Raw genomic sequence first — 22486 nt, 5'->3', positions numbered from 1 at the left:
ATGAAGTCGGTTACGTAGCCGTATGTGAGGCGGTCGTGGAGATTGCCGGCGGCGCCCCCCAGAATCAGCATCAGCCCCCACTGCAGCCGGCCGCGGGTGACGGGGTTGCGCAGGGCGAATCCCAGGATGAGGAGGAAGGCCAGAGTGGAGACGGTTGCCAGCGCAACGGGGACCCAGGGCGAAGCCGAGTCGCTGAGGATGCCGAAGGCCATGCCCGTGTTTCGGGTGTGGGTGAGCTCGAGAAACCCGGGGATGACGATCTTGAACTCGTAGAGCCCCAGATCCTCTTCAATCAGCCACTTGGTCAGGCGGTCGCTCAGAAACACGCCGAGGGCAATCACGAAGTAAAGAAGCCGTTTCATGAAGCGGGGTCACCGATTGAGCGGTGGTTGAGATGGCAACTCGATTTCTGAGACCGGACACCAGGCAGCCGGCGGTCGGTCAGGATTTTGCCGTGCCCGGGTCCAGTTGGTCGGGCGTAACACCGAGTTCCTTGAGGGTGGAGGCGCACCTCGTGCAAACTCCCGGGAAATCGGGATCGCTTCCGACATCGGTGGAGTACATCCAGCAGCGCTCGCATTTTTTCCCCTCGGCCCGGCTCACCGAGGCCCGGAGTCCATCCGCTTCCCCGAAAAAGGGTGTCTCTCCGGATGCGGCGCCCAACTCCACCTGCGACACGATGAGCAGCGCCGGCAGCATCGCTTCGTAGCTCTTCAGGATCGGAGCGAAGCCATCGTCCCCGGCCAGGGTGACCTTGGCTTCCAGGGAATTCCCGATGAACTTGGCCTGGCGAGCCTCCTCCAGGACCTTCAGCACGGTGGAGCGAACCCGGATGAGCAGGTCCCAATTGTCCAGCCGCTTCATCGTTTGGGAGGACAGTCCTTCAATCAGGCTGTCGGCGGGCAAAAAGCGCGCCATGTGCACGCTTGCCGGTCTGTCGGCCTTGGATGACAGGTGCTCCCAGATTTCCTCGCAGGTGAAGCTGTAGATTGGAGCCAGTGCCCGGGTCAACGCTTCCAGGATTAGGTAGAGGACGGTCTGCGCCGATCGCCGCGGATGCGCATCGGGTGCAGCCGTATAGAGTCGATCCTTGAGGACGTCGAAGTAGAAGGAGCTCAGGTCGACAGTCAGGAAATCGTAGACCCGATGGTAGATCCGATGGAATTCGTATGCTTCGTACCAGGCGTAAACCTTCTCCAGAAGCCGGCTGGTCCGTACCAGGGCCCACTGGTCCAGTTCCTCCAGGTCCGCGGTGGCCACCGAATGCTCCGCGGGAGAGAAATCCGAGAGATTGCCCAGCATGAAACGAGCTGTGTTGCGGAACTTGCGGTAGCCGTCGGAAAGACGCCGAATCTGATCGGGAGAGATCCGAATGTCCTCCCTGCAGTCGCTGGCAGCCACCCAGAGGCGCAGGATCTCGGCGCCGTCCCTCCTGACGATCTTTTGCGGCTCGATCACATTGCCCCGCGATTTGGACATGGCCCGTCCCTCGGCATCCAGCGTCCATCCGTGGGTGAGGACCTGCCGGTAGGGAGCACCCTGGCTGGTGGCCACACCGATCAGCAGGGAACTGTGGAACCAGCCCCGGTACTGGTCGCTTCCTTCCAGGTACATATCGGCCGGCCAGGGAACATCGGGTTGGTGGCCCAGCACTGCCGCCTGGCTGGCCCCTGAGTCGAACCAGACGTCCAGAATGTCGGATTCCTTGCTAAAACGGTTTCCCCCGCACCCTCGGCAGCGGATGCCCTTGGGCAAGAAATCATCGACGGGACGGCTGAACCAGGCGTCCGCCCCCTCCTCCTCGAAGATGGCGACCACGCGGTCAATGGCTTCAGGCTCCAGCAGCGGCTCCTGGCAGCCATCGCAATAGAAGGCGGTAATGGGAACTCCCCAGACCCGTTGCCGCGAGACGCACCAGTCGGGACGGTTGGCAATCATGCCGGAGATGCGCTCCTGCCCCCATTCCGGGATCCAGCGGACTCCCTGGATGGCCTCCAGGGATTTGCCCCTGAGGTTTCGGTGTTCCATGGAGATGAACCACTGGGGCGTGGCGCGGAAGATGACCGGCTTGTGGCAGCGCCAGCAGTGCGGGTAGGAGTGAGAAATAGTCTCGGCCGCCAGCAAGGCTTCTCGATCGCGGAGCAGTTGCAGGACCGTTTGGTTGGCATCGAAGACGCGCATGCCCTCTACGTGGCGAGTGCCGGCCACGAATCTCCCTCCACCATCTACCGGACAGTAGATATCCAGACCGTGGGCTTTCCCCAGGGCATAGTCTTCATGGCCGTGTCCGGGAGCCGTGTGCACGCATCCCGTTCCCTGCTCGAGGGTGACGTGCTCGCCCAGCAGACCCGGCGAGAGGCGGTCCAGGAAGGGATGTTGGGTCTCGAGGGCGGCCAGCTTCCTGCCCTCCATGGTGGCCAGGGTCTTCCCGGGCTTGAATCCGCAGCCCGCGGCCGTGGCTGCCACCAGTTCGGAGGCGATCAGATAGACCTCGTCCCCTACCTCTACGGCCGAATACTCCAGATTGGCGTTGAATGCAATGGCCAGGTTGGCCGGCAGTGTCCAGGGGGTGGTCGTCCAGATCACCACCGACACCTTCCTGCCTCTCAGGGCCGGATCCAGCAGGGAGGGATCCGACTTCAAGGGAAACTTGACGTAGATGGAGGGGCTGGTGTGGTCCTCGTATTCGACCTCGGCTTCCGCCAGAGCAGTCCGGCAGGAGCAGCACCAGTGGACGGGTTTAAGTCCCTTGTAGACATATCCCTCTCTCACGAATTGGCCGAAGGTGCGGGCGATGGCAGCCTCGTAGCGGTGGCTCATGGTGAGATAGGGTGCATTCCAATCCCCCAGGATGCCCAGTCGAATGAACTCCCGTTTCTGCAGTTCCACGAACTTGCCGGCGTACTCCCGGCACTCCCGACGAATCTGGACACGGGTCATGCCGGCCTTTTTCCTGCCGAGCACCTGGTCGACCTTGATCTCGATCGGCAGTCCGTGGCAATCCCATCCGGGGATGTAGGGCGCGTTGAAACCCGCCATGGTTCTCGACTTGACGATGAAGTCCTTGAGAATCTTGTTTTCGGCGTGTCCGATATGGATGTTCCCATTGGCGTATGGAGGCCCGTCGTGCAGAAGGAACACCGGGCTTCCGGCCCTGAGGTCACGAATCTTCCTGTACAGTTGCAGTTGTTCCCAGCGTTGCAGTATGCGGGGCTCCAGGTTGGGGAGACTGGCCTTCATCGGAAAGCCGGTTCGAGGCAGATTGATGGTGTCCTTCAGTTTCATGGCGATGAATCCGGAGGGGGGACTCCTGCGGCGGGGCTCGCTAAGGCCAACAAAAAACGCGGAATTATAGACAAAATCCTCTGCCATTGTCCACGGGACCGGATTGGCCTCCCATGGGAGGGGAGAAACAACCTCAGCCGTCGGCGGGCCGTCAAATTTGGCGTGACTGGAGCAGGGATTATGATAGTATTTTTCTGAGGGCTTGCCGCCGGAGAGGGCCCCGGGAACCGCGATTGGGCCATCGCAAACGCGTTGGGTCCGCCGAATGCGGAGCTCATTCCCTCGCGTCGTCAGAGAAGGGGTGGCGACGAAATGTCCGCCAGGAATGAAAGAGCAACCATGAATCCACTCGAGGAACAAAAGGGCTTGGTCGAGTTTCTGGAAGCTGCCTTGGACGAGGCCAGGGGGCAATCGCCCGTTGACCAACAGCAGATCCGGCGCCTGGAAGCTGAATTGGCCCAGGCCCGAAGCGATTTGTCGCGCCTGTCGTCCCTGAGTGCAGGTTCGGAGAGTCCGGCGCCGGTTGCGGCGGCTCCCTTCAAGATGGCGACAACCTTGCAGCCCGGGTACCGGACCTTTTTCAGCAACCTGGCTTCACTGTTTGTGCATGAGGAAAAACAGTATGACATCACCGCTCGGCCGGTGGAAGCCAACCTGATGGTCGAAGACCGGGCTCTGCTTTCCGGTTTCTGGTCCAACCTCAAGTCCTATTTCGGCAAGGAGGCAAAGGACTACCGAATCACGGCACAGCCGGTGGCCACCCACCTTCTGGTGGAGGAAATTCCCTGGTACCGCGCCATTTTTTCGGGAATCAAGGGGATATTCGTCAGGGAAGAGCGGCCCGAGATCGAGGTGACCGCCCAGCCGGTGGAGGTTCAGGAGCTCTTTCAGGACTACAAGATCCGCTCCACGTCGTTTGTGCTTTCGGTTGCGGTGCAGTGTCTCTTCGTGGCGGCCATTCTTTTCGTGCCCCTCCTGCTGATCAAGGACGCCCCGTTGGCAGCCAACGAAACCGAGCTTTACTTCATGTCCACGACCAGGCTGATTGCCCCGAGGCTTGGGCCCTCCGGCGGCGGGGGTGGAGGCGGGTTGAAAGCCCCCAAGCCTCCTTCCAAGGGACGGCTTCCCAAGCCGTCCGACAAGCAGTTGACTCCGCCGACGCCCAAGGTTCGCAATCCGAGGCCCCTGTTGCCGGTGGAACCGACCGTAATCGTTCCTCAACTGGCCCAGTTGCCCGCCATCAACCTGCCTGACTACGGAGACCCCCTGGGCATTCCGGGCCCGCCTTCGCCGGGACCGGGAAGCGGCGGCGGCATCGGCACCGGTACCGGAACGGGTGTCGGACCGGGAGAGGGCGCCGGGGTGGGACCGGGCAAGGGCGGCGGCATCGGCGGGGGTGTCTACCGGGTCGGTGGCGGTGTGACTCCTCCCACCGTGCTGAGCCGAATCGAGCCCGTCTACTCTGAAGAGGCCAGAAAGGCCAAGTACCAGGGTGTGGTGGTTCTGTCGGCCATCGTTCGCAAGGATGGAAGCATCGAGATCCTGAAGGTGATCCGCAGTCTGGGACTGGGCTTGGACGAGAATGCCATCCGGGCTCTCAAGGCGTGGAGGTTCCGCCCCGGGATGAAGGGAGGAAAACCGGTCGACGTGGCCTTGAATATCGAGGTCAATTTCTCTCTGCGCTAGCCTTCTGTCGCGCTAACCCCCTGTCGTTTCCTCAGCAACCCCCCAAAGACAAACAATCCGATCCCCGAAGCCGCCAGCACCGCTGCTGGGACGGGCCCCTTTCCGACCAACCAGTCCACTGAGTCGGCGACTTGCCAGTTGGACAGAGCCACGGCACTGGCGTTGACGGTGAAATGAGCCAGGATGGCGGGCACCAGGCTCCGGCTGCGCTGGACCATGACAGCGAACAGGATGCCCGCCAGGAAGGCCGGCAGGATCAGGAGCAGATGCCGGTGAAAAATGCCGAAGAGTACCGCGGAGACCAGAATTGCCCGGGCCCGGGTTTCGGGTCCGAGAAGTTGATTGAGAACGAAACCGCGAAAGAGCAGTTCCTCGCAAACGGCTGGAACCAGGGCCATCGTCAGCAGAATCCAGACCGGGTGCGAGCCCTGTAGCCAGCCTTGGACCCCTTGCTGGATTTGTGCCGTATCGCCGCCCAACTGCCCCTGGAAATAGTGAGCCGCTTCCAGCCATGGCACCAGGCAGAGTCCCAATAGAATGGCAAGACCTGCCTGGTAGAGGGATACCGGCCTCAGCTTGAAGAGGGCCTCCCAACTGAAGCCGGCCAGTCTCCCGAAAAGCAGCGGCGTCCCGGCTACGATCAGGAACTGCAAGGCCACCGCCTGGACTCTGGCGGCTTCGGAAGGTTCTCGGGGAGCCAGCCAGGCTGAGACCGTCAATACCCACAGGAATACCAGGCCGACGCGCACCTCGGCGGGAGCCGATCGCAATCGTCTTAGTTGAATCACTCCTGCCTCGTCCAGAATCAGTTGCCCCGTCGTTTGGGACGGCGGTCCGCTTGTCACTCCTATCTACGGCTGAAACGGTCCGATGCGGGCTATGGCTCTCCTGCCGATTTGGAAGGGGACTCTTTTTCTCGGAACAGGTTCGGGTCTATGGGCTGGCCCAGGGAGGCGCCCGTAACGGTGATTTGTGAGGTGACTCCCGTCTTTCGGGAAAGGACTTTCCTGGGGGACTGGAGTCCGTAGATCTCGGCGTAATCCAGATAACGTACTTCTCCCCGGAAGATCCCTGTGCCGCTCCTGGTTGCCCGTTCAGTCTCGTACTGGTACCTTTCGATCAGCCCGGTATCCAGGTTGATGGAGAGTCTGCCCCGAATGTACTCGCCGTCCAACAATCCGGTGACCTCCAGTTGTTCCAGGGATTGTCCCTCCTCCGTAATGCGAGTGCTGTAGCGGTACCTTGAGAAGATCAGCAGCAGCAAATCGGGGCGCAGCAGAGAGAGGGTCTCGTTCCTGAGAGGCGACAACTGCTTGACAGGTCGGGACAGCATGGTTCCGGCCACTTCGACCCAACCGCGGTTCTTGCTGAGGACCGTTACCACCTTAAGGTCGCCGTCCTGGACCTCGGATCGGAACTGGTCGGAATCGTTGAAGTAGACTCTGGCGGAAAGGGATTTCGAATCCGGCTGAGAGGGGGACTCTATGCGGTATGCGAAAACGAAAGAGTTGAGAGAAAGAATCCTGGCTTCACCACCGTAGGCCCGCAGGGATCTTTCGACCAGGGCCTGGCCCTGGCTGACTGCCGGCCCTGTCCTGTCGCCGTCGTCGGCTAAGAGGGCTTTTGGCTGATCAGGAGGGGATGCGATCAGAATCAAGCCGATCAGAAGCGCCGGTAGCGGAAGAGGGTGGGCCCCTCCAGGCAAGGTGTCGGCGGATGGCGAGGGGCCGGAACTAGCTGGACCGCGCATAATATCCCTTTCTGGCCTTGACCCTTAAGCCTTTCCTGTTGGGAAGCTTCACCTTGATGGAGCGATAGCTTCCATCCCGCTTTCCGTTGGAAGACTGGTAACTCAGCAGGTACTGGCTGCGCAACTCCGTCTCGATGGCCTGGAAGGCGCGTCTGAACTTCTGTGGTCTGTTGGGGAAGAATGCCGTTCCGCCGGTCGCGCGGGCGTACTTCTTGAGTGCCCCGGAGTTGCCGTAGGCCCTCCTGTAGAATCCTCCGATCTGGTTGGAGATGGCATAGATTACCGTGTCGGCCCGCTGCGCAGACTCGATGGCCTCACGAATTTTCAACTTGCTGGTGGTGTCTCCTCCATCGCTGATCAGCACGATCGCCTTTCGGCCCGACTCATGACTCAGCTTTTCGTCACAGGCCAGAAAGACGGCATCGTGCAGGGAAGTGCCACCGCCGATGGCCAGCAGGCCGACAGCCTTTTCCAGCAAGCTCAGGCTGTTGGTGAAGTCCTGAATCAGGGAGACGCTGCGATCGAAGTTGATGATCATGGCCAGGTCGTTCTTTTTCAGGACCGTCCTCAGAAACTCGACGGCCGCTCGCTGCTCCAGGGGCAGGATGTCCTGGACGCTGGGACTAGTGTCGACAAGGATGCCCAGGGTGAGGGGCAGGTTGACCTCCTTGGCAAAATGGGTGACGGACTGAGCCACGCCATCTTCTTCGATCCTGAAATCCTGTCGCTTCAGGTCGGTAACGAATTGGCCCTTCCCGGTTTGAACGGTGCACAGGACGTTGACCAGGTCCACGTCGACTCGCAGGGTGGTCTGTTCCTGCTGCGGATTGGGCTCCGGGGTGGGAGAAGCCGGTATCCACAGGAAAGCCAGGCCCAGGACCGTCGCCACCAATTGCAGATTGAATTTCAGTTTCACTATATTGCCGGTCTCAATCGGTCGCTGCGTCACTAGAATTATAGGAGAGATCCGACCCCAGGGTAAACTTGGGGGCCGGAATGAACCGCTCCGTCCCTGTGGTCCCCCTGCAGAGCGGCCAACAGGGGATCGACTGCTCTCCGTCGTGGACGGTCCTCTCTATTTCTTTCATTTTCCAGGAAACGGTCGATGGGAAATCAACCTCTGCGTCGAGTGGGCATTGCGGGAGCCGGAACCATGGGGCGGGGAATCGCCCAGGTCTTTGCCCATCGAGGGTGGCAGGTGGTGCTGAGCGACCCGGCGCCGAACCAGTTGTCCTCCGCCATGGACGCGATCTCCCGGGGGCTGGATCGAGAAGTCAGGAAGTCCCGGCTGGCGCCCGCCCAAAGGATAGAGGCGCTCGGCAGGATTGAGTCGGCCTCTGAACTGAGTCCGATGGCTTCGGTGAACCTGGTGGTTGAAGCCGTCAGCGAGAGTCTCCCGCTCAAGCGGGAAGTCTTTGCCCAACTCAACCGGTTCTGTCGCCCCGGGGCCATCCTGGCCTCCAACACTTCGTCCATTTCCATCGCCCGATTGGCTTCCGCCTCCAGTCGCCCTGGAGAGACCGTGGGGATGCATTTCATGAACCCCGTGCCGGTGATGGATCTGGTGGAGGTCGTGCGCGGTCCGGGAACCTCCGGGGAAACGCTTTCGGCCATCCACCGGATCGTCAAGGGGCTGGGCAAGACACCGGTAGAGGTGAACGATTCTCCGGGCTTCGTTTCCAATCGTGTCCTGATGCCCATGATCAATGAAGCCGTCTTCTGTGTCCACGAGGGTGTGGGGACGGCGGAGAACGTGGATGCGATCATGAAGTTGGGGATGAAACATCCCATGGGTCCGCTGGCTCTGGCCGACCTGATTGGGCTTGATGTTTGTCTGGATATCATGGAAACTCTCTACGACGGTTTCAGGGACACCAAGTATCGGCCCTGTCCCTTGCTGCAAAGCATGGTGACGGCTGGACACCTGGGGCGCAAGACGGGACGGGGGTTCTATCGCTATGGCCGGCGAGTCCCGGAGGACTCGTGAGCCCTCCTGGCCATTGCGGGACCTAAATCATTGATATGGTTGAAAAAAATGGCAAACAGGAGGGAATCCATGAGTGACGCAAGCGGAGAGCGCAGCAAGGCGATCGATCTGGCGCTGTCTCAGATCGAAAAGCAATTCGGCAAGGGATCGATCATGCGCCTGGGCAGCCGCGCAACCGTGGCCAACATCGGTGTGATCGCCACCGGGTCCCTGTCCTTCGACGCCGCGCTGGGCGTCGGCGGCATGCCTCGGGGACGGGTGATCGAGATCTTCGGTCCCGAATCCAGCGGCAAGACAACGCTGGCCCTTCACGTGATCGCCGAGGCTCAGAAAAATGGGGGCATGGCCGCGTTCGTGGATGCGGAGCATGCACTGGACGCCGCCTATGCTCGCAAGCTTGGCGTGGACGTGGAGAACCTGCTGGTTTCCCAGCCGGACAACGGAGAACAGGCGCTCGAGATCGCTGAAATGCTGGTGCGCAGTGGTGCTTTGGATGTTTGCGTGGTCGATTCGGTGGCCGCCCTGGTGCCCAGAGCCGAGTTGTCGGGTGAAATGGGAGACTCCCACATGGGGCTGCAGGCCAGGCTCATGTCCCAGGCGCTGCGCAAGTTGACCGGCATTGTTGCCAAATCCAAGACCTGTCTGATCTTCATCAACCAGATTCGGGAGAAGATCGGGGTCATGTTCGGCAATCCGGAAACCACCACCGGTGGGAGGGCCCTGAAGTTCTATGCCTCGGTTCGGGTGGATGTGCGGCGGGTTGGCGCTATTCGGGACGGGGACACCGTCAAGGGCAGCCGAACCAAGGTCAAGGTCGTCAAGAACAAGGTGGCTCCTCCCTTTCGGGACGCAGAGTTCGATATCATCTATGGCCTCGGCATTTCCAAGGAAGGGGACCTGCTGGACCTGGGCGTGCACCAGGGCCTCATCGAAAAAAGCGGCGCCTGGTACTCGATCCAGGGAGAGCGCATGGGCCAGGGCCGCGACAACGCACGCCAGTTCCTGAAAGACCACGGCGAAGTCCGAACCCAGCTGGAAGAGGCGCTCCGCCAGGCGCTGCATATCCCCGCGGCTACCTCAGCCGGCAACGGCCAGCCCGCCGCGGCGGAGCGGACACCTTCAAGATCGACGCCGGGCAGGCGCTGACCCGGTATCGATGCACGGCCATTCGGAGAGCCAACCCGTCCGCATGCAAGCTGCAGCACCCGTTTGAGGGTTTCCCCGGACCATCCGTCCTGTTGCGTCCCTAACCTACAGTGCGTACTTGTTAATCTCCTGGTAAATTTCCGACCATGGAGTCCCAAATGAATCCCGCTATTCTCCGAAACCGAGTTCCCATCGCCGTAGGGCTGTTGATCAGCTCCGGGTTGCTGGCCCAGCTCTCCGCCTGCCTGCGGGTCAAGGAGGCCGGTGAGCATTCCCGCCACCTGCTCCTGGACGACCGGGTGGTGGCGCAAGACCAGAATGTCCGCCTGGAGATCGGAGCCGTCAAGAAGCACGAGGCCAATCCTCTGATGAAGGAGGACAAGCCCTGGGAGCCCCGCTTCGACAACCTCTACCCCAACATCGTCTATGACCGGGACCGCAAGCTCTACCGCTGCTGGTACAATCCCTTCATCGCAGACCCTCTGGTCACCAAGACCCCCCGAGACTCAAGGGACCTGAACCCGTTTGCCCCCAAAGATTCCCCGAACCGGCAGGGCAAGGTGCCCTACCTTCCCTATGACCGGGAGTTCGGTCTCTGTTACGCCACCAGCGAGGACGGTCTGACCTGGACCAAGCCCGAGTTGAACCTGGTTGAGTATCAGGGCAGCAAGGCCAACAACCTGCTGCTGCGTGGGTCGCATGGCGGCGGCATCCTGATCGACCCTCACGATCCGCAGCCGGAGCGGCGCTACAAGATGTTCGAGGGAGGAATTTGGATCAAGGAGTGGCAATCACGCCCGGCGGTGCGGTTTTCCGCGGACGGCCTGCGTTGGGGCGAGTCCTTCCCCGTCCCCGAGATCGAGGCCCATGCCGACACCCACAACAGCACTCGTTGGGTCCCCGAACTGGAGAAGTATGTCACCATGACCCGAATTCACCGCGGCAAGCCCTTTTTCCGCCATCCCGCCGGCCAGCGAGTGGTGGGCCGAACCGAGAGCGCCGACTTTCTGCAATGGAGCAAGGCGGTGGAGGTCCTACGCGGAGATCCCGAGAATCAAACCTATGCCATGCCCTTCTTTCGCTATGAGGATGTCTATCTGGGCCTGCTCATGATTATTCGATTGAGCGAGGAGCGGGTCCATTGCGAGCTGGCCTGGAGCCCCGACACCGTTCGTTGGGAGCGGATCAACCCGGGAACTCCCTTCATCCCCAATGCCACGGTGAAGGGCCGGTACGACTGGGGGTGCGTGTATGCCGCCGACGCACCCTTGGTGATGGGAGACCGAATCCGCATCTACTATGCCGGTTCCAACGGACATCATCGCTATTGGCGGGATGGTTTTCTCTGCCTGGCCACCCTGCGGCCGGACGGGTGGGCGGGTTATGTGCCCGTCGACCCCAATCGGAGGGGAGTGGTGGTCACCCAGCCGCTGACCTGGCGCGGCCGCTTGCACCTGACCGCGGACGCTGCCGGCGGTTCTGTACGGGTAACGGTCCTGGACGATCAGGGAGAGACTCTGGCGGAGGCGAAGCCCCTGAGTGGAGAGGTGACGGACGGGGAAGTGATGGCCGAGCCCCCCGGCTCCCTGGCCGATCTGGAGGGCCGGTCGGTGGCGCTGAAATTCGTGTTGGATCAGGCCAAACTCTACTCGTTCGCCTTCAAGGAGTAGCGTGGCGGGGCCTCAAATCCACCAGCAGGGAAAAGAGACATCCACGAAGAATCACGAAGGACGACGAAGGGCCACGAAGAGATCCATAGATGAATAGTTGATTCCTCGATTGCAATGGATTGGCCTCCCCGGCCCACCGCCTGAAAAGATCCCAACAGAAAACCTTGCCTCCTACCAGTGTCGTGGATTTGGTGAGAGCGGCCAAGCCGCGGTTGGCGTAGGTAGACCACGGAAACCCTTGCTACAAGCCATCCTTATAGGGCAGCGTAGCGGCGGGTCAGGGGCGCCCTTCGGGAACGCACACCCGCTCCAGAACCACCCCAGCCTCAACCCGGCTTTCCCAAGACCCCGAAGCGACAAATGCCGCTTCGGCCCCCGTGCGTCAGGGCGCTGGCGCCAACATGGAAATGGGGATGGGCGGAAACGAGAAGATCAGGAAGAGAATGGCCAGCAGGCCCAACGCAAAGCGGCGAGGCCCGATGGGCAGGTGTTCGTACATCGTCGGCGGATGGCGAAGCCGGGTCATCAGATAGACGACCAACAAGAGGAGAAGCCACGGCGGGTGAACCAGAATGGCGAAAAGGGCGAAGGCTATGGCAACCAATCGGTAAAGGAGCTCGCTGCTGCGGGGAAACAGGGCATGGAGAATGTGCCCTCCGTCCAGCTGACCCAGTGGCAGGAGATTGAGAGCCGTGACGAACAGTCCGGCCCAGCCGGCCGTGGCCACCGGATGAAGCTGGAGGCCGCTACCTGCATTCAGCGGTCCGTGGATCCATTCGATCAGGAAAGCAAAGAGGAACGAGGGGCCCAGCAGGGTCTCTCCCGCGGGCATGGAATCGAGAGTGGTAACGGTGGAGCCGGCAATGCCCAGCACGGCCAGGGGAAGGGCCACGATCAGACCCATTGCAGGTCCCATGATGGCGATGTCGAACAGCGCCTTGCGGTCGGGAATGCGTCCCCCCATCTTGATCACGGCTCCGAAGGTCCCGAAGGGCGGCAGCGGAACGGGAATGAAGTAGGGAAGGGAGGCCGGAACCCGGTAGTGGCGGGCCGTGAGGTAGTGGCCCATCTCGTGACAGAGGAGGATCAGAACCAGGCTGGCGGAGTAGAGCATCCCTCCCGCAAGGCCGAATTCCAGTGAGCCCACCGCCGAGGTGGTCATCAGGGTCAGAACGAACAGGGCCGGCGGTAGCCACAATCTCTTCCTGACCGGAGCGTCGGACGGTGGAACCGTTTCCGGAGGAGCGGGCAGGGAGTTGGCTGGTGCATCCACCATGGGACGAAAGGCGAAAGGGCCGTCGATAGGGGAACAGGGACCTTGGATGCTAGAGTCGGGTCAGCAGGTCTCTGACCCTGGTTTCAATGAGATCTCGAATCTCTCTGAACTGCTCGGGTGGCATTGATTTCGGGTCGGGAATATCCCAGTCCTCCCGCCTCCTGGCGGCTAGCGCCGAACAGGAATCGCCGCAACCCATGGTCACCGCGGCAGCGAATTCGGTTGCAGGAATCTCATCCAGGGATTGGGAGCGGTGGCTGCTGAGGTCATACCCCAACTCCGCCATGGATTGGATGGCCGCAGGGTTGATTCTGCCTGAGGGGCGCGACCCGGCGCTGTAGGCCTCGACTCTGCCGTGGCCGTGGATGCGGGCAAAGGCCTCGGCCATCTGGCTGCGGTTGGAGTTCTCGATGCACACGAAGAGAACCCGCTTTACATCCGACCCTGCCGGCGGGGCGCTTGTCAACAGGCGGTCTCCTTTCGGGTCGGGCCGCAGCATCCTTCGTCCTGCACACAGCGACAGGCTCCAACCGCCGCCAGGGCTCCCAGGACCGGAGCCGTCAGGTAGATCCAGAGATGGCTCAGCTGCCCGGTCACCAGAGCCGGGGCGAGGGAGCGGGCAGGATTCATGGAGGCTCCTGAGATCGGACCGGCAAAGAGAGCTTCCAGGGCAATCACCGACCCAATGGCCACACCGGCCATGAGTCCCTCTTCCTTGGAGCCCGAGGACACGCTCAGGATCACGAACATCAGAAACCAGGTGAGAATGATCTCCAGAACGAAAGACTGGAAGGCGGGTCCCGCCGGCCGGGTAGCGCCCAGGGTGAGATGGTCGCTGAAGAGCAGGCGGAGGGTTCCGCTGGCCAGCAGACCTCCCAGGCACTGACTCAGGATATAGGGAAGAACCCAGCCTCTTTCCAGGCGCCCGGCAAACCAGAAGCCCAGAGTCACCGCGGGATTGATGTGTGCGCCGGAGACGTTTCCGATGGCGTAGATGGTGGCCAGGACCACCAGCCCGAAGGTCAGGGCAACGCCCACGTGGGAGACCATGCCCCCACTCACTTCGTTGATGGTGATCGCCCCGGTTCCGGCGAATACCAGGGCGAAGGTTCCGAAGCACTCAGCCAGTAGTCGTCGCGCCATTCTTAGCCCCGCACACCTGTTCTCACCACCTGAACTCTAACGAAAATCAATGGATTCGGGAAGACCCTTTGCGGGGGAGCCCGGACACGGGAAAATGGCAGCGCCACCCGACTACCGGGAAGTAACCTATAATGGCGTCGTGGCAGGCTTCCGGGGTATTGCGGTCCCGGCGCCTTGAATGGAGTGGTAGCGGAGACCGCCGGTGAAACCGCACAAGGTCGTCATCGTTGAGGACGAAGCCGACATCCGCGAGGTCATCGAATACAACCTCAAGCGGGAAGGATATCGATCCTCCGCGGTTGCGGATGGGGAGAAGGCGCTTCAGTTGGTCCGGGAAACCCTCCCGGACCTGGTCCTGCTGGATCTGATGCTGCCCGGACTGGACGGACTCGAGGTCTGCCAACGGCTCAAGTCCGATTCTGCGACTCGGAACGTCCGAATCATCATGGTGACGGCCAAGGGAGAGGAGAGGGACATTCTTATGGGGCTCGACCTGGGAGCCGACGACTACCTGACCAAACCCTTCAGCCCCAAGGAGTTGTTGGGTAGAATCCGGGCGGTATTGCGCCGGGGACCGCTTCAGGAGGAGCAGGCGTCCGCCCAACCCCTGGTTCGTGGGCCCATGCTCATCGACCGGGAGCGGCACCAGGTCCAGCTGGATCGGAGGCCGGTGGATCTGACGGCTACCGAGTTCCGGCTGCTCCATTTCCTGGCGACCAACCCGGGCAGGGTGTTCACTCGTGATCAGCTCCTGAGCCGGGTCATTGGAGAGAACGCCTCGGTGGTGGACCGCAACATAGACGTGCACGTACGGGCCGTACGCAAGAAGCTGGGGGAGTACCGGGACGTCATTCACACGGTCAGGGGGGTTGGCTACTGTTTCCGAAACCCGCTGGACTGATCCCGATTCCCCTGTCCTGACGGTGTGGAGGCGAGGCCGGTGCGGAGCCTGGCCCCGGGGCGCCCCAGTTAAGAATGGGATCCGGAAACCTGATTTACTTGTATACTTTACGGAGGAGATAGAGCCTCCATGTCACCACGAACCAAAGGGTGGATTCCGGTTGGGATTCTTCTGGCCTGCCTCCCGGGACTGCTTGAGGCCGGCGACCCTCGAATCGAGGCTGACGTCGCCGCCCTGCAGCGGAAGTATTCCGGGATGCGAGATCTCCAGATGGACTTCGTGCAGAGTTATGGATGGCCCGGACGCCAGCCCAGGACGGAATCAGGCCAGGTATTCCTGCGCCGGCCCGGTCTGATGCGGTGGGAATATCGGGAACCCGCGGAAAAGTTGTTTCTGTCCGACGGTGAGACCATTCACTTTTATCTTCCCGATCGGAAGCAGGTCCAGAAGAGTCGCGTCGGCCGCAGCCGGGACCGGCGCCTCCCCTTTCTGTTCCTGTTGGGAGGGGGGAACCTGAAGAGTGATTTTTCCAGAATCGAATGGGCCAGGGAAAAGCCTTTTTTTGCCGGCAACAGGGTCCTGGCGGCCACCCCGGGCAAGGCTGCCGGTCCGCTGGCGGAGGTTCTGATGGAATACGACCCGGGTCGGATGCAGCTGCAGCGGGTGGCTCTGATCGAAAGGGGCGGCGCCAGGAACGACTTTATCTTCACCAACATTCGCGAGAATGCGGGCCTGGGCAAGACCATGTTCGACTTTCAGGTGCCCGCGGATGTGGAAGCGGTCGGACTCCCCTAGGCTGGGAGCCGCCCTGATGGGAGGGGATTCCCGTTCCGGACGACCGGCTGGGGTGTTCTCCTCCAAGCATCGAGGTAACCCAAATTGGCCGAGTTTTTCTGTCGCCTGGCTGATCCCAGCGGAAGGGTCGTCAACGCCAGCTACAACTCCGTCTCCGAATCGGAGCTGAGGCGGCGCCTTGAGGATCAGGGGTTCTTCGTCTATTCGGTGCGGGAAAAGGGCAAGAGCCTGTCCACCCTGCTACCGCTGTCGGCAGGGCGCCGGAAGATCAAGTCCCGGGAGTTCGTCATTTTCAACCAGCAGTTCCTGGCCTTGATCCAGGCGGGACTGCCGATTCTGAAGTCGCTGGAACTGCTGACTCAGCGGGAGAAGGACGAACAGTTTCGGACCATACTTCTGGATATCAGCGATCGGGTCAAGGGCGGTGCCCTGCTTTCCGAAGCCTTTGAAGCCCAGGGAATGTTTCCCAGGGTCTATACTGCCTCGCTGTTCGCCGGGGAAAAGAGCGGGGGGCTCGAGGAGGTCCTCGCCCGTTTCATTCAATATCAGAAGACGGTCAACGCGACCCGCAACAAGATCAAGACCGCGCTCACCTACCCTTCCATATTGGCGGTCCTGCTGGTGGTCCTGGTGTCCTTCCTGCTGGCCGAGGTGGTTCCCCGGTTTGCCCAGTTCTACGCGGGAATGGATGCCGCTCTGCCGGCCATGACGGTGCTGCTGGTCGACATCTCGCAGGCCATTCGGGGACATCTCATCGCTGGGATGCTGGTCTCGGGGGTATTGCTGGTTGTCCTGACCATGTGGGCTCGAAGCATCCAAGGACGGTCCCACATCGACAGACTCAAGCTGAAGCTGCCGGTCATCGGCGAGGTCTGGAGCAAGTTTCTCTTTGCCCAGCTCAGCCGGACCTTGTCCACCCTCCTTTCCGGGGGCACGCCTCTGGTCGGCTCGCTGGAGATCGTGGCCGATTCGACCGGCAACCGGGTGGTGACCCAGGCTATCAACCGGGCCGTAGTGGCCGTCAGGGAGGGCCAGTCCCTTTCCAGGAGCCTGGAACCCAGCGGCGTGGTGCCGGAAGTGGCCATCGAAATGATTGAAGTGGGCGAGTCCAGCGGCAATCTGAGCGAAATGCTGGGCCACGTGGCCGACTTCTATGACGAGGAAGTCAACACCCGCCTGAACCAGCTCTTTACCTATATCGAGCCGATCCTTCTCATGATTCTGGCCATTATCGTGGCCTTCGTTCTGATTGCCCTTTACCTTCCCATTTTCAGTCTGTCGTCCCGTCTGGTGGCCTGAAGAGGGAGAGAACGCATGAATTCCCAGAATCAACCTCTGCAGGACCCGGCAGCGGTGGACCGGGACCTGGGCGCCGGGCAAGAAGAGCAGCAGGCTCGTCTCCTGGCCCAGCGGTACCGCTGTGAGTTCGTGGATCTGGCGAACTTCCCCATGGATCCGGAACTCTTCCGCGACATCCCGGCGGAGTGGATGTTCCGCTACAACTTCGTCCCGCTCAAGATGGTCAATGGCGCCCTGATGGTGGCCATTTCCGACCCGAGCGAGTTGATGTTGCAGGATGAGCTGGGCACGCTGTTGGGGAAGCGATTGGTGGTGAGGGTGGCCCGGACCTCCCAGATCGGAGACATACTCAAGAAGAGCGAGTCTTCCCAGCGGGTGCTGGAGGAAGCCACCGAGGGCCTGACTCTGATCAAGGAGGACGAAACCGGCGAAGAGATCTCCATTGAGAAACTGACCGATGAGGCGGAGAGTCCCATTATCCGGTTGGTGGACTCCACCATCTTCAACGCCCTGGAGCGCCGGGCCAGCGACATCCACATCCATACCGAAGACAACGACGTCAACATCAAGTACCGGATCGACGGCGTTCTCCAGCAGGCCATGGCGCCCATTGCCAAGGAGCATCACTCCACCATCATCTCCCGGATCAAGGTCATGTCCGAACTCGATATCGCCGAACGGCGGATCCCCCAGGACGGTCGCTTCCGGGTCCGTTACAAGGGTCGCCGCATCGACTTTCGCGTCTCCATCATGCCATCCATTCATGGCGAGGATGCGGTGCTGCGGGTGCTGGACAAGGAGTCGATGAGCGAGAAGTTCAGCCAGCTCAACCTGGATGTGGTCGGATTCAACCGGTCCGACCTGCAAAAATTTCGCCGCTACATCCGCGAGCCCTACGGGATGGTGCTGGTCACCGGTCCCACCGGCAGCGGCAAGACGACCACCCTGTATGCCGCCGTCTCCGAGATCAAGTCCGAAGAAGACAAGATCATTACCATCGAGGATCCCGTCGAATACCAGCTCAAGGGGATCACGCAGATTCCGGTGAACGAGAAGAAGGGGCTGACCTTTGCCCGCGGACTGCGCTCCATTCTGCGGCACGATCCGGACAAGATCATGGTGGGCGAGATCCGGGATTCGGAGACGGCCCAGATCGCCATCCAGTCGGCTCTCACCGGCCATCTGGTCTTCACCACGGTGCATGCCAACAACGTGGTGGACGTGTTGGGTCGATTCATGAACATGGGGGTGGAGCCCTACAACTTCGTCTCCGCCTTGAACTGCATCCTGGCGCAGCGCCTGGTCCGAGTGATTTGCGAACACTGCAAGCGGCCCTTCCGGGCGGACGCGGCCCTGCTGGCCGAATCGGGGCTATCGGAGGTCGACGCCGGACAGCAGGTCCTCCACGAGGGAGCCGGGTGCCTGGAATGTGGAGGGACCGGCTATCGGGGTCGAACGGCCATTCACGAATTGCTGGATCTTTCGGACCGCATCCGGGAGATGATCCTGGAGCGCAGGCCGGCCTCGGAGATCAAGAAGGCGGCTCTGGAAGACGGAATGACTTCGCTTCGGGATTGCGCCTTGCAAAAGGCCTTTTCCGGGGAAACCAGTTTGAGGGAGATCAACAAGGTCACCTTTATCGAGGGCTGAATCGGTTCGGAAGTCCGGCAGACATCAGAGGTCCTGGAAACAGTGATGGAATTGTCTCGTATAGGCCGCTCATCGGGAAGAGAATCCGGTCGGAGGCGGCTTCAGTCTCCCCTGCGCCAGTACTTTCAGCCGCGCTTGCCCGGAATCGCCTGTGAGATCTCTCGCCAGCATTTCTCGGTGGTGCGGCTGGATCAGCGTCGTTCCCGCCGGGTTGACGGGTTTGCGGTCGAGAACATCCCTCAGGGGTTGGTCGAGCCATCCTTGACCGAACCCATTGTGAGATCCGCGGAGAAGCTTGGGAAGATCATCAAGACGACCTTGATCAAGGCCGGAGCCGTTACCAACAGGATTTCCCTGGCTATTCCCGATGCCTGCGCCCGGGTCGCCATCCATTCCTTTGAAACGCTGCCCTCGAAACGGGAGGAGAAGACGGAGCTTCTCAAGTGGAAGCTCAAGAAGACGATTCCCTACGATATCGACGATTCTCGCCTGAGCTTTGTGGAGCAAAAGACTGAAGCCGGCAAGACCTATGTCATCACGGCCAACATCCATAGGGAAGTCCTGGCGCAGCTCGAACAAATTTTTGAATCTCTGGGAATTCACGTGGGATTCGTCACGCTGTCCACCTTTGCCGCCTATGAGCTCCTGTCCCGTCAACACCCGGATGAGATTCGGAAATCAGTCCTGTTCATGAGAGTTCGTTCCTCCAACATCTCCTCGCTGATCGTTCAGCAAGAGGCCGTGGTCTTCTATCGCCACACCGATTACAACTTCGAGAGTCCCATGGATCTGATGGTGAATTGGTCGGCGGACCCCTACGAAGAGATCCATCCCTGCCTGATGTACTATCAGGACAAGTTGCGGGCCGCGGGGGTGGACACGATTCACCTCTCGTTCCCGCGGGACTTTACCGAGGCGGAGCTATCGTCTCTGACGGAGCGCACTGGGGCTTCGGTCTCGAACTTCGATGCCTCCAGAATGGTTCAGTGGAAGCAGACCGTGCCGTCCAACCTGGTCCACCACATCCTTGCCCCTGCACTGGGACTGGCCCTGGGAAAATTCTGAGATGCTGAGAGTCCCCCTCAATCTTGCCTCCAAGCCCTTTTTCAACAACCGCAAATTCTATGCGGCAACGCTGCTGCTGGGTCTGCTGCTGGTCGGCCTCTCGGCCGCCAACCTCCTGCTCTATCTGGCTCATCGTTCGCAGAGCCTGCGACTGAACCGGGAACTGGCCGATCAGACTGCGGAAGCCCGGGGACTGGAACAGGAGCAGCAGGAAATCTGGGCCCGGCTGCAACGACCGGAAACCGAAGACTTTCTGAATCTGGTGGATTACCTCAATCCTCTGATCGCCCAGAGGACCTTCTCCTGGACTCGATTCCTCAACCAATTGGAGAACCTGGTCCCCCACCAGGTTCAGATCGTGGCCATCGCGCCCAGGATCGTTGAGAGCGAAATCGTGGTGGAGATCTTCTGCAACGCCCGCTCCGGCGCCGACTACATTGCGTTCATCTCGCGGCTGGAGGCGGACTCCGACTTTTACCAGGTCAACCTGATGAGCGAAGACTTATCGAAGAGTCCCAATTTTGTCGGCAAGCATTACCAGCTGGAAGTGAAGTATCGAGTCCAACCGCCGCGGGAGCGGGCCGACGCAGGGGGGGCGACGTTCGACCACACTCCAGGGAGCGTTCCGTAGATGCCGGCTGCCTTCAGAATTCGCAGACCCGATCCCGGGAAACAGCGGCTGGTCCTGTTGACGTTGCTGGGACTATGCCTGCTGAACCTGCCAGTCTACTTCCTGCTGGTGCGTCCGGTGATCCTGGCCGACCAGATTGTCACGGCCAGGGCCCAAGAGGTGCAGTTTCAGCTCAGGCAGCGGCGGAGCGTCCGCGACAAGCTCCATGAAATCGAGACCCGGATGCGCGAAAGCCAGTCGCGGTTCCAGGAATTCAAGCAACAGAACCTCTTCTCCAGGGAGCAGGGGAACTCGGAGCTGCTCAGGGAGTTGGAAACGGCCTGTCGCAACGCCGGACTGGTCAAGACCCGAGGAGTGTTTCAGTACGACCGCGACACTCGATTCGGCACCCGGAAGCTCAGCGTGGTGTTGCCGATCGAGGGGAGCTACGGCAATATCCGCAGGCTCCTGAACGCTCTGGAGAACCACTCCAAGTTCATCATCGTCGATTCGCTGAACCTGGAGGATACGCGAGAGGGATCGGGCAGCATTCGCATGGACCTGCAGTTGTCCACTCTCATCGGGGCCGGTCATGAGTGACCCCAAGCAGAAGAAACAACTGAAGCTGCTGGGCGCCCTGGTAGTGGTGCTGTTGCTGGTGCTCTATTGGAGCTGGGGTCAGAGCTCCTCGTCCTCTCTTTCGAGCTCGGGAGGGGCTCCGGCAGCCTGGCGGGGCCTGGAGTCCTTTGTCCTCACGACCGGCCAGCCGGGAGACGGCAGGCGGGGGAGGGAAATTCCGGCGGCCCAGATCAACTCCAGCATCGATTTCGAAGAGTTGGGTCGGATGGAAAAGATCGAGCCCTCCCTGGCGCGAAACATGTTCGCCTTCTACACGCCGCCTCCATCCACGGACCCCAATGGGGGGACGTCCCGCCAACCCCCAAGATCTGGGAGTCGCACAGGTGCAGGTAAGCGGCCGTTCGTCCCCGGTGGGGCCTCCTCGCCCGGCCGGAAGGCCGTGGACATTCCCCTGAAGTATTACGGCTTCAGAAAGGACCCCCTGGGGAAGAAGCGCCAGGCCTTCCTTGCTGACGGAGACGACCTCTACCTGGCCTGGGAGGGAGAGGTGGTCGCCAACCGCTTTAGAATCCATCGCATTACCGATACCATGGCTGAAGTCGAAGAGGTCGCCTCCCGCACCAGGAAACGGCTCAATCTGGAGCTGCCCCCGGAATAGTCCGGTCGACGAACGGGATCTTGATCATGGTCTGCAAACGGCGCAGGAACGGCGGCGAGGCCGGCTACACCCTGGCCCTGGTGATGGTGATGGCCAGCGTGTTGCTGGTGGCTCTTTCGGAGGCGGCGCTCAACTGGCAGACGGCCGTCAAGCGGGAACGGGAAGAAGAGTTGATTTTCCGGGGGGAGCAGTACCAGAGGGCCCTGATTCTCTGGTATGCCCACTGGAGCCGGACCCTGGGGACGCCTCAGGTGGCCTATCCCAGTACCGTCGAAGCCCTGCTGAACACCAACAACAAGCGGTTTCTCCGCCAGCCCTGGACCGATCCCGTGACCAATGAGGATTGGCGTATCATCAAGGTGGGTCCCAACAACCGGCCCCTCTTGACGGTCCTGCCGGGTACAGCCGAGACTGGCACCGGAGGGGACCGGAACCCATACGGATCGGGAGGGGGCGGCCAGTCCCGGGAATCGGGCTCGCAGACAACCGCAACCGCCGGGCAGACGGCGTATGGGCAGACCCTCAAGACCCAATCCGTGAATTCGCCGACGATCGGAGGCATCGCCGGCGTCGCCAGCACCAGCGAGGAGGAATCCCTCAAGACCTACAACGGCCGCAACAAGCACAACGAGTGGGAGTTCTTCACCGACTTCGCCGCTCTGGCCGCCCGGGCCCAGCGGGGAGGGCCCGGCGGCGGCAGACCCGGTCAGTCGGACCAGCCGGGTCAGGGGAGGCAGGGTCGAGACAGACCCGAGGGGCAGAACCCCCTGTTCGGTCGCCCCGGCCAATCCAGACGGCCTCCCGGCGTCAATCCCGGCAACCGCCCCAACCCGGGCAATCGGCCGGGTGTCAACCCCGGCAATCGCCCCGGCCTACCCTTTCCATCCACACCCCGGAGGTAGACTTTGACAGGAAGGGACGAGCGTCAGGAGACCGCACGGCCATCGGTGGATCGTAGTGCCTGGAGGCGTCCGGGGCACGCCCGG

At 61.3% G+C, this 22486-nt stretch carries 21 protein-coding genes; 13 read left to right on the top strand and 8 right to left on the bottom strand.

From position 1 onward, the window contains the following. Nucleotides 1-362 (bottom strand): signal peptidase II (locus OXI69_03590; protein MDE2665213.1); only part of this gene is annotated, 362 nt, incomplete at its 3' end. Nucleotides 363-441: 79 nt separating this feature from the next. Next, nucleotides 442-3285, bottom strand: coding sequence for an isoleucine--tRNA ligase (ileS, locus tag OXI69_03585; GenBank protein MDE2665212.1), 2844 nt, complete (start codon nt 3283-3285; stop codon nt 442-444). Between the two features lie 339 nt (nt 3286-3624). Here ileS and OXI69_03580 point away from each other — a divergent pair, with 339 nt between their 5' ends. After that, complete coding sequence (locus OXI69_03580) at nt 3625-4971, top strand: TonB family protein (GenBank protein MDE2665211.1); 1347 nt, start codon at nt 3625-3627, stop codon at nt 4969-4971. Here the strand turns inward: OXI69_03580 and OXI69_03575 are convergent. The 3 genes from OXI69_03575 to OXI69_03565 form a co-directional block, all read right to left on the bottom strand. Beyond that, on the bottom strand, nt 4968-5759 hold the full coding sequence (locus OXI69_03575; protein MDE2665210.1) for a type II CAAX endopeptidase family protein: 792 nt from the start codon (nt 5757-5759) through the stop codon (nt 4968-4970). The genes OXI69_03580 and OXI69_03575 overlap by 4 nt on opposite strands. Nucleotides 5760-5848: 89 nt before the next feature. After that, nucleotides 5849-6721 (bottom strand): hypothetical protein, encoded by an 873-nt coding sequence (locus OXI69_03570; GenBank protein MDE2665209.1) that lies wholly within the window; start codon nt 6719-6721, stop codon nt 5849-5851. Continuing rightward, nucleotides 6705-7637, bottom strand: coding sequence for a VWA domain-containing protein (locus OXI69_03565; GenBank protein MDE2665208.1), 933 nt, complete (start codon nt 7635-7637; stop codon nt 6705-6707). Before OXI69_03565 ends, OXI69_03570 begins: the two co-directional genes overlap by 17 nt. Before the next feature lie 189 nt (nt 7638-7826). Here OXI69_03565 and OXI69_03560 point away from each other — a divergent pair, with 189 nt between their 5' ends. From OXI69_03560 to OXI69_03550, 3 genes are all read left to right on the top strand, one after another. After that, nucleotides 7827-8708 carry a 3-hydroxyacyl-CoA dehydrogenase NAD-binding domain-containing protein gene (locus OXI69_03560; GenBank protein ID MDE2665207.1) on the top strand — a complete coding sequence of 294 codons (882 nt, stop codon included), beginning with the start codon at nt 7827-7829 and terminating at the stop codon, nt 8706-8708. Between the two features lie 69 nt (nt 8709-8777). Then, nucleotides 8778-9854, top strand: a complete 1077-nt coding sequence (gene recA / locus OXI69_03555; protein ID MDE2665206.1) for a recombinase RecA — start codon at nt 8778-8780, stop codon at nt 9852-9854. 158 nt (nt 9855-10012) lie between these two features. Continuing rightward, nucleotides 10013-11524, top strand: coding sequence for a hypothetical protein (locus OXI69_03550; GenBank protein MDE2665205.1), 1512 nt, complete (start codon nt 10013-10015; stop codon nt 11522-11524). A 382-nt stretch (nt 11525-11906) separates the two neighbouring features. Here OXI69_03550 and OXI69_03545 read toward each other — a convergent pair whose 3' ends face one another. The 3 genes from OXI69_03545 to OXI69_03535 are packed head-to-tail and all read right to left on the bottom strand — an operon-like array spanning nt 11907 to nt 13943. Then, on the bottom strand, nt 11907-12800 hold the full coding sequence (locus OXI69_03545; GenBank protein MDE2665204.1) for a site-2 protease family protein: 894 nt from the start codon (nt 12798-12800) through the stop codon (nt 11907-11909). A gap of 49 nt (nt 12801-12849) precedes the next feature. After that, complete coding sequence (locus tag OXI69_03540; GenBank protein ID MDE2665203.1) at nt 12850-13266, bottom strand: arsenate reductase ArsC; 417 nt, start codon at nt 13264-13266, stop codon at nt 12850-12852. Next, a complete protein-coding gene (locus OXI69_03535) occupies nt 13263-13943 on the bottom strand; it encodes an aquaporin (GenBank protein ID MDE2665202.1) in 681 nt (226 codons plus the stop codon). The genes OXI69_03540 and OXI69_03535 overlap by 4 nt, the downstream gene beginning before the upstream one ends. 202 nt (nt 13944-14145) lie before the next feature. Here OXI69_03535 and OXI69_03530 point away from each other — a divergent pair, with 202 nt between their 5' ends. From OXI69_03530 to OXI69_03490, 9 genes are all read left to right on the top strand, one after another. After that, nucleotides 14146-14844: a response regulator gene (locus OXI69_03530; GenBank protein MDE2665201.1), complete on the top strand. Its 699-nt coding sequence runs from the start codon at nt 14146-14148 to the stop codon at nt 14842-14844. Nucleotides 14845-14973: 129 nt separating this feature from the next. Further along, nucleotides 14974-15639 carry an outer membrane lipoprotein carrier protein LolA gene (locus tag OXI69_03525; GenBank protein MDE2665200.1) on the top strand — a complete coding sequence of 222 codons (666 nt, stop codon included), beginning with the start codon at nt 14974-14976 and terminating at the stop codon, nt 15637-15639. Between the two features lie 84 nt (nt 15640-15723). Then, the gene (locus OXI69_03520; GenBank protein MDE2665199.1) at nt 15724-16938 is read left to right on the top strand and encodes a type II secretion system F family protein; all 1215 of its coding nucleotides are present in this window, start codon (nt 15724-15726) and stop codon (nt 16936-16938) included. A 15-nt stretch (nt 16939-16953) separates the two neighbouring features. Further along, nucleotides 16954-18588, top strand: a complete 1635-nt coding sequence (locus OXI69_03515; GenBank protein ID MDE2665198.1) for a GspE/PulE family protein — start codon at nt 16954-16956, stop codon at nt 18586-18588. Nucleotides 18589-18633: 45 nt separating this feature from the next. Next, the gene (pilM, locus tag OXI69_03510) at nt 18634-19653 is read left to right on the top strand and encodes a pilus assembly protein PilM (protein ID MDE2665197.1); all 1020 of its coding nucleotides are present in this window, start codon (nt 18634-18636) and stop codon (nt 19651-19653) included. A 1-nt stretch (nt 19654) separates the two neighbouring features. Beyond that, a complete protein-coding gene (locus tag OXI69_03505; GenBank protein ID MDE2665196.1) occupies nt 19655-20284 on the top strand; it encodes a hypothetical protein in 630 nt (209 codons plus the stop codon). Then, a complete protein-coding gene (pilO, locus tag OXI69_03500) occupies nt 20285-20863 on the top strand; it encodes a type 4a pilus biogenesis protein PilO (GenBank protein ID MDE2665195.1) in 579 nt (192 codons plus the stop codon). It begins immediately after the preceding gene. Then, nucleotides 20856-21500, top strand: coding sequence for a hypothetical protein (locus OXI69_03495; protein MDE2665194.1), 645 nt, complete (start codon nt 20856-20858; stop codon nt 21498-21500). The genes pilO and OXI69_03495 overlap by 8 nt, the downstream gene beginning before the upstream one ends. A gap of 26 nt (nt 21501-21526) precedes the next feature. Then, the gene (locus tag OXI69_03490) at nt 21527-22402 is read left to right on the top strand and encodes a type II secretion system protein (GenBank protein ID MDE2665193.1); all 876 of its coding nucleotides are present in this window, start codon (nt 21527-21529) and stop codon (nt 22400-22402) included. Nucleotides 22403-22486: the final 84 nt, after the last annotated feature.

This window comes from Acidobacteriota bacterium (assembly GCA_028875575.1).
In the GTDB taxonomy this organism is placed as follows: Bacteria; Acidobacteriota; Terriglobia; order Versatilivoradales; family Versatilivoraceae; genus Versatilivorator.
This window is presented reverse-complemented; position numbering and strand designations above follow the sequence as displayed.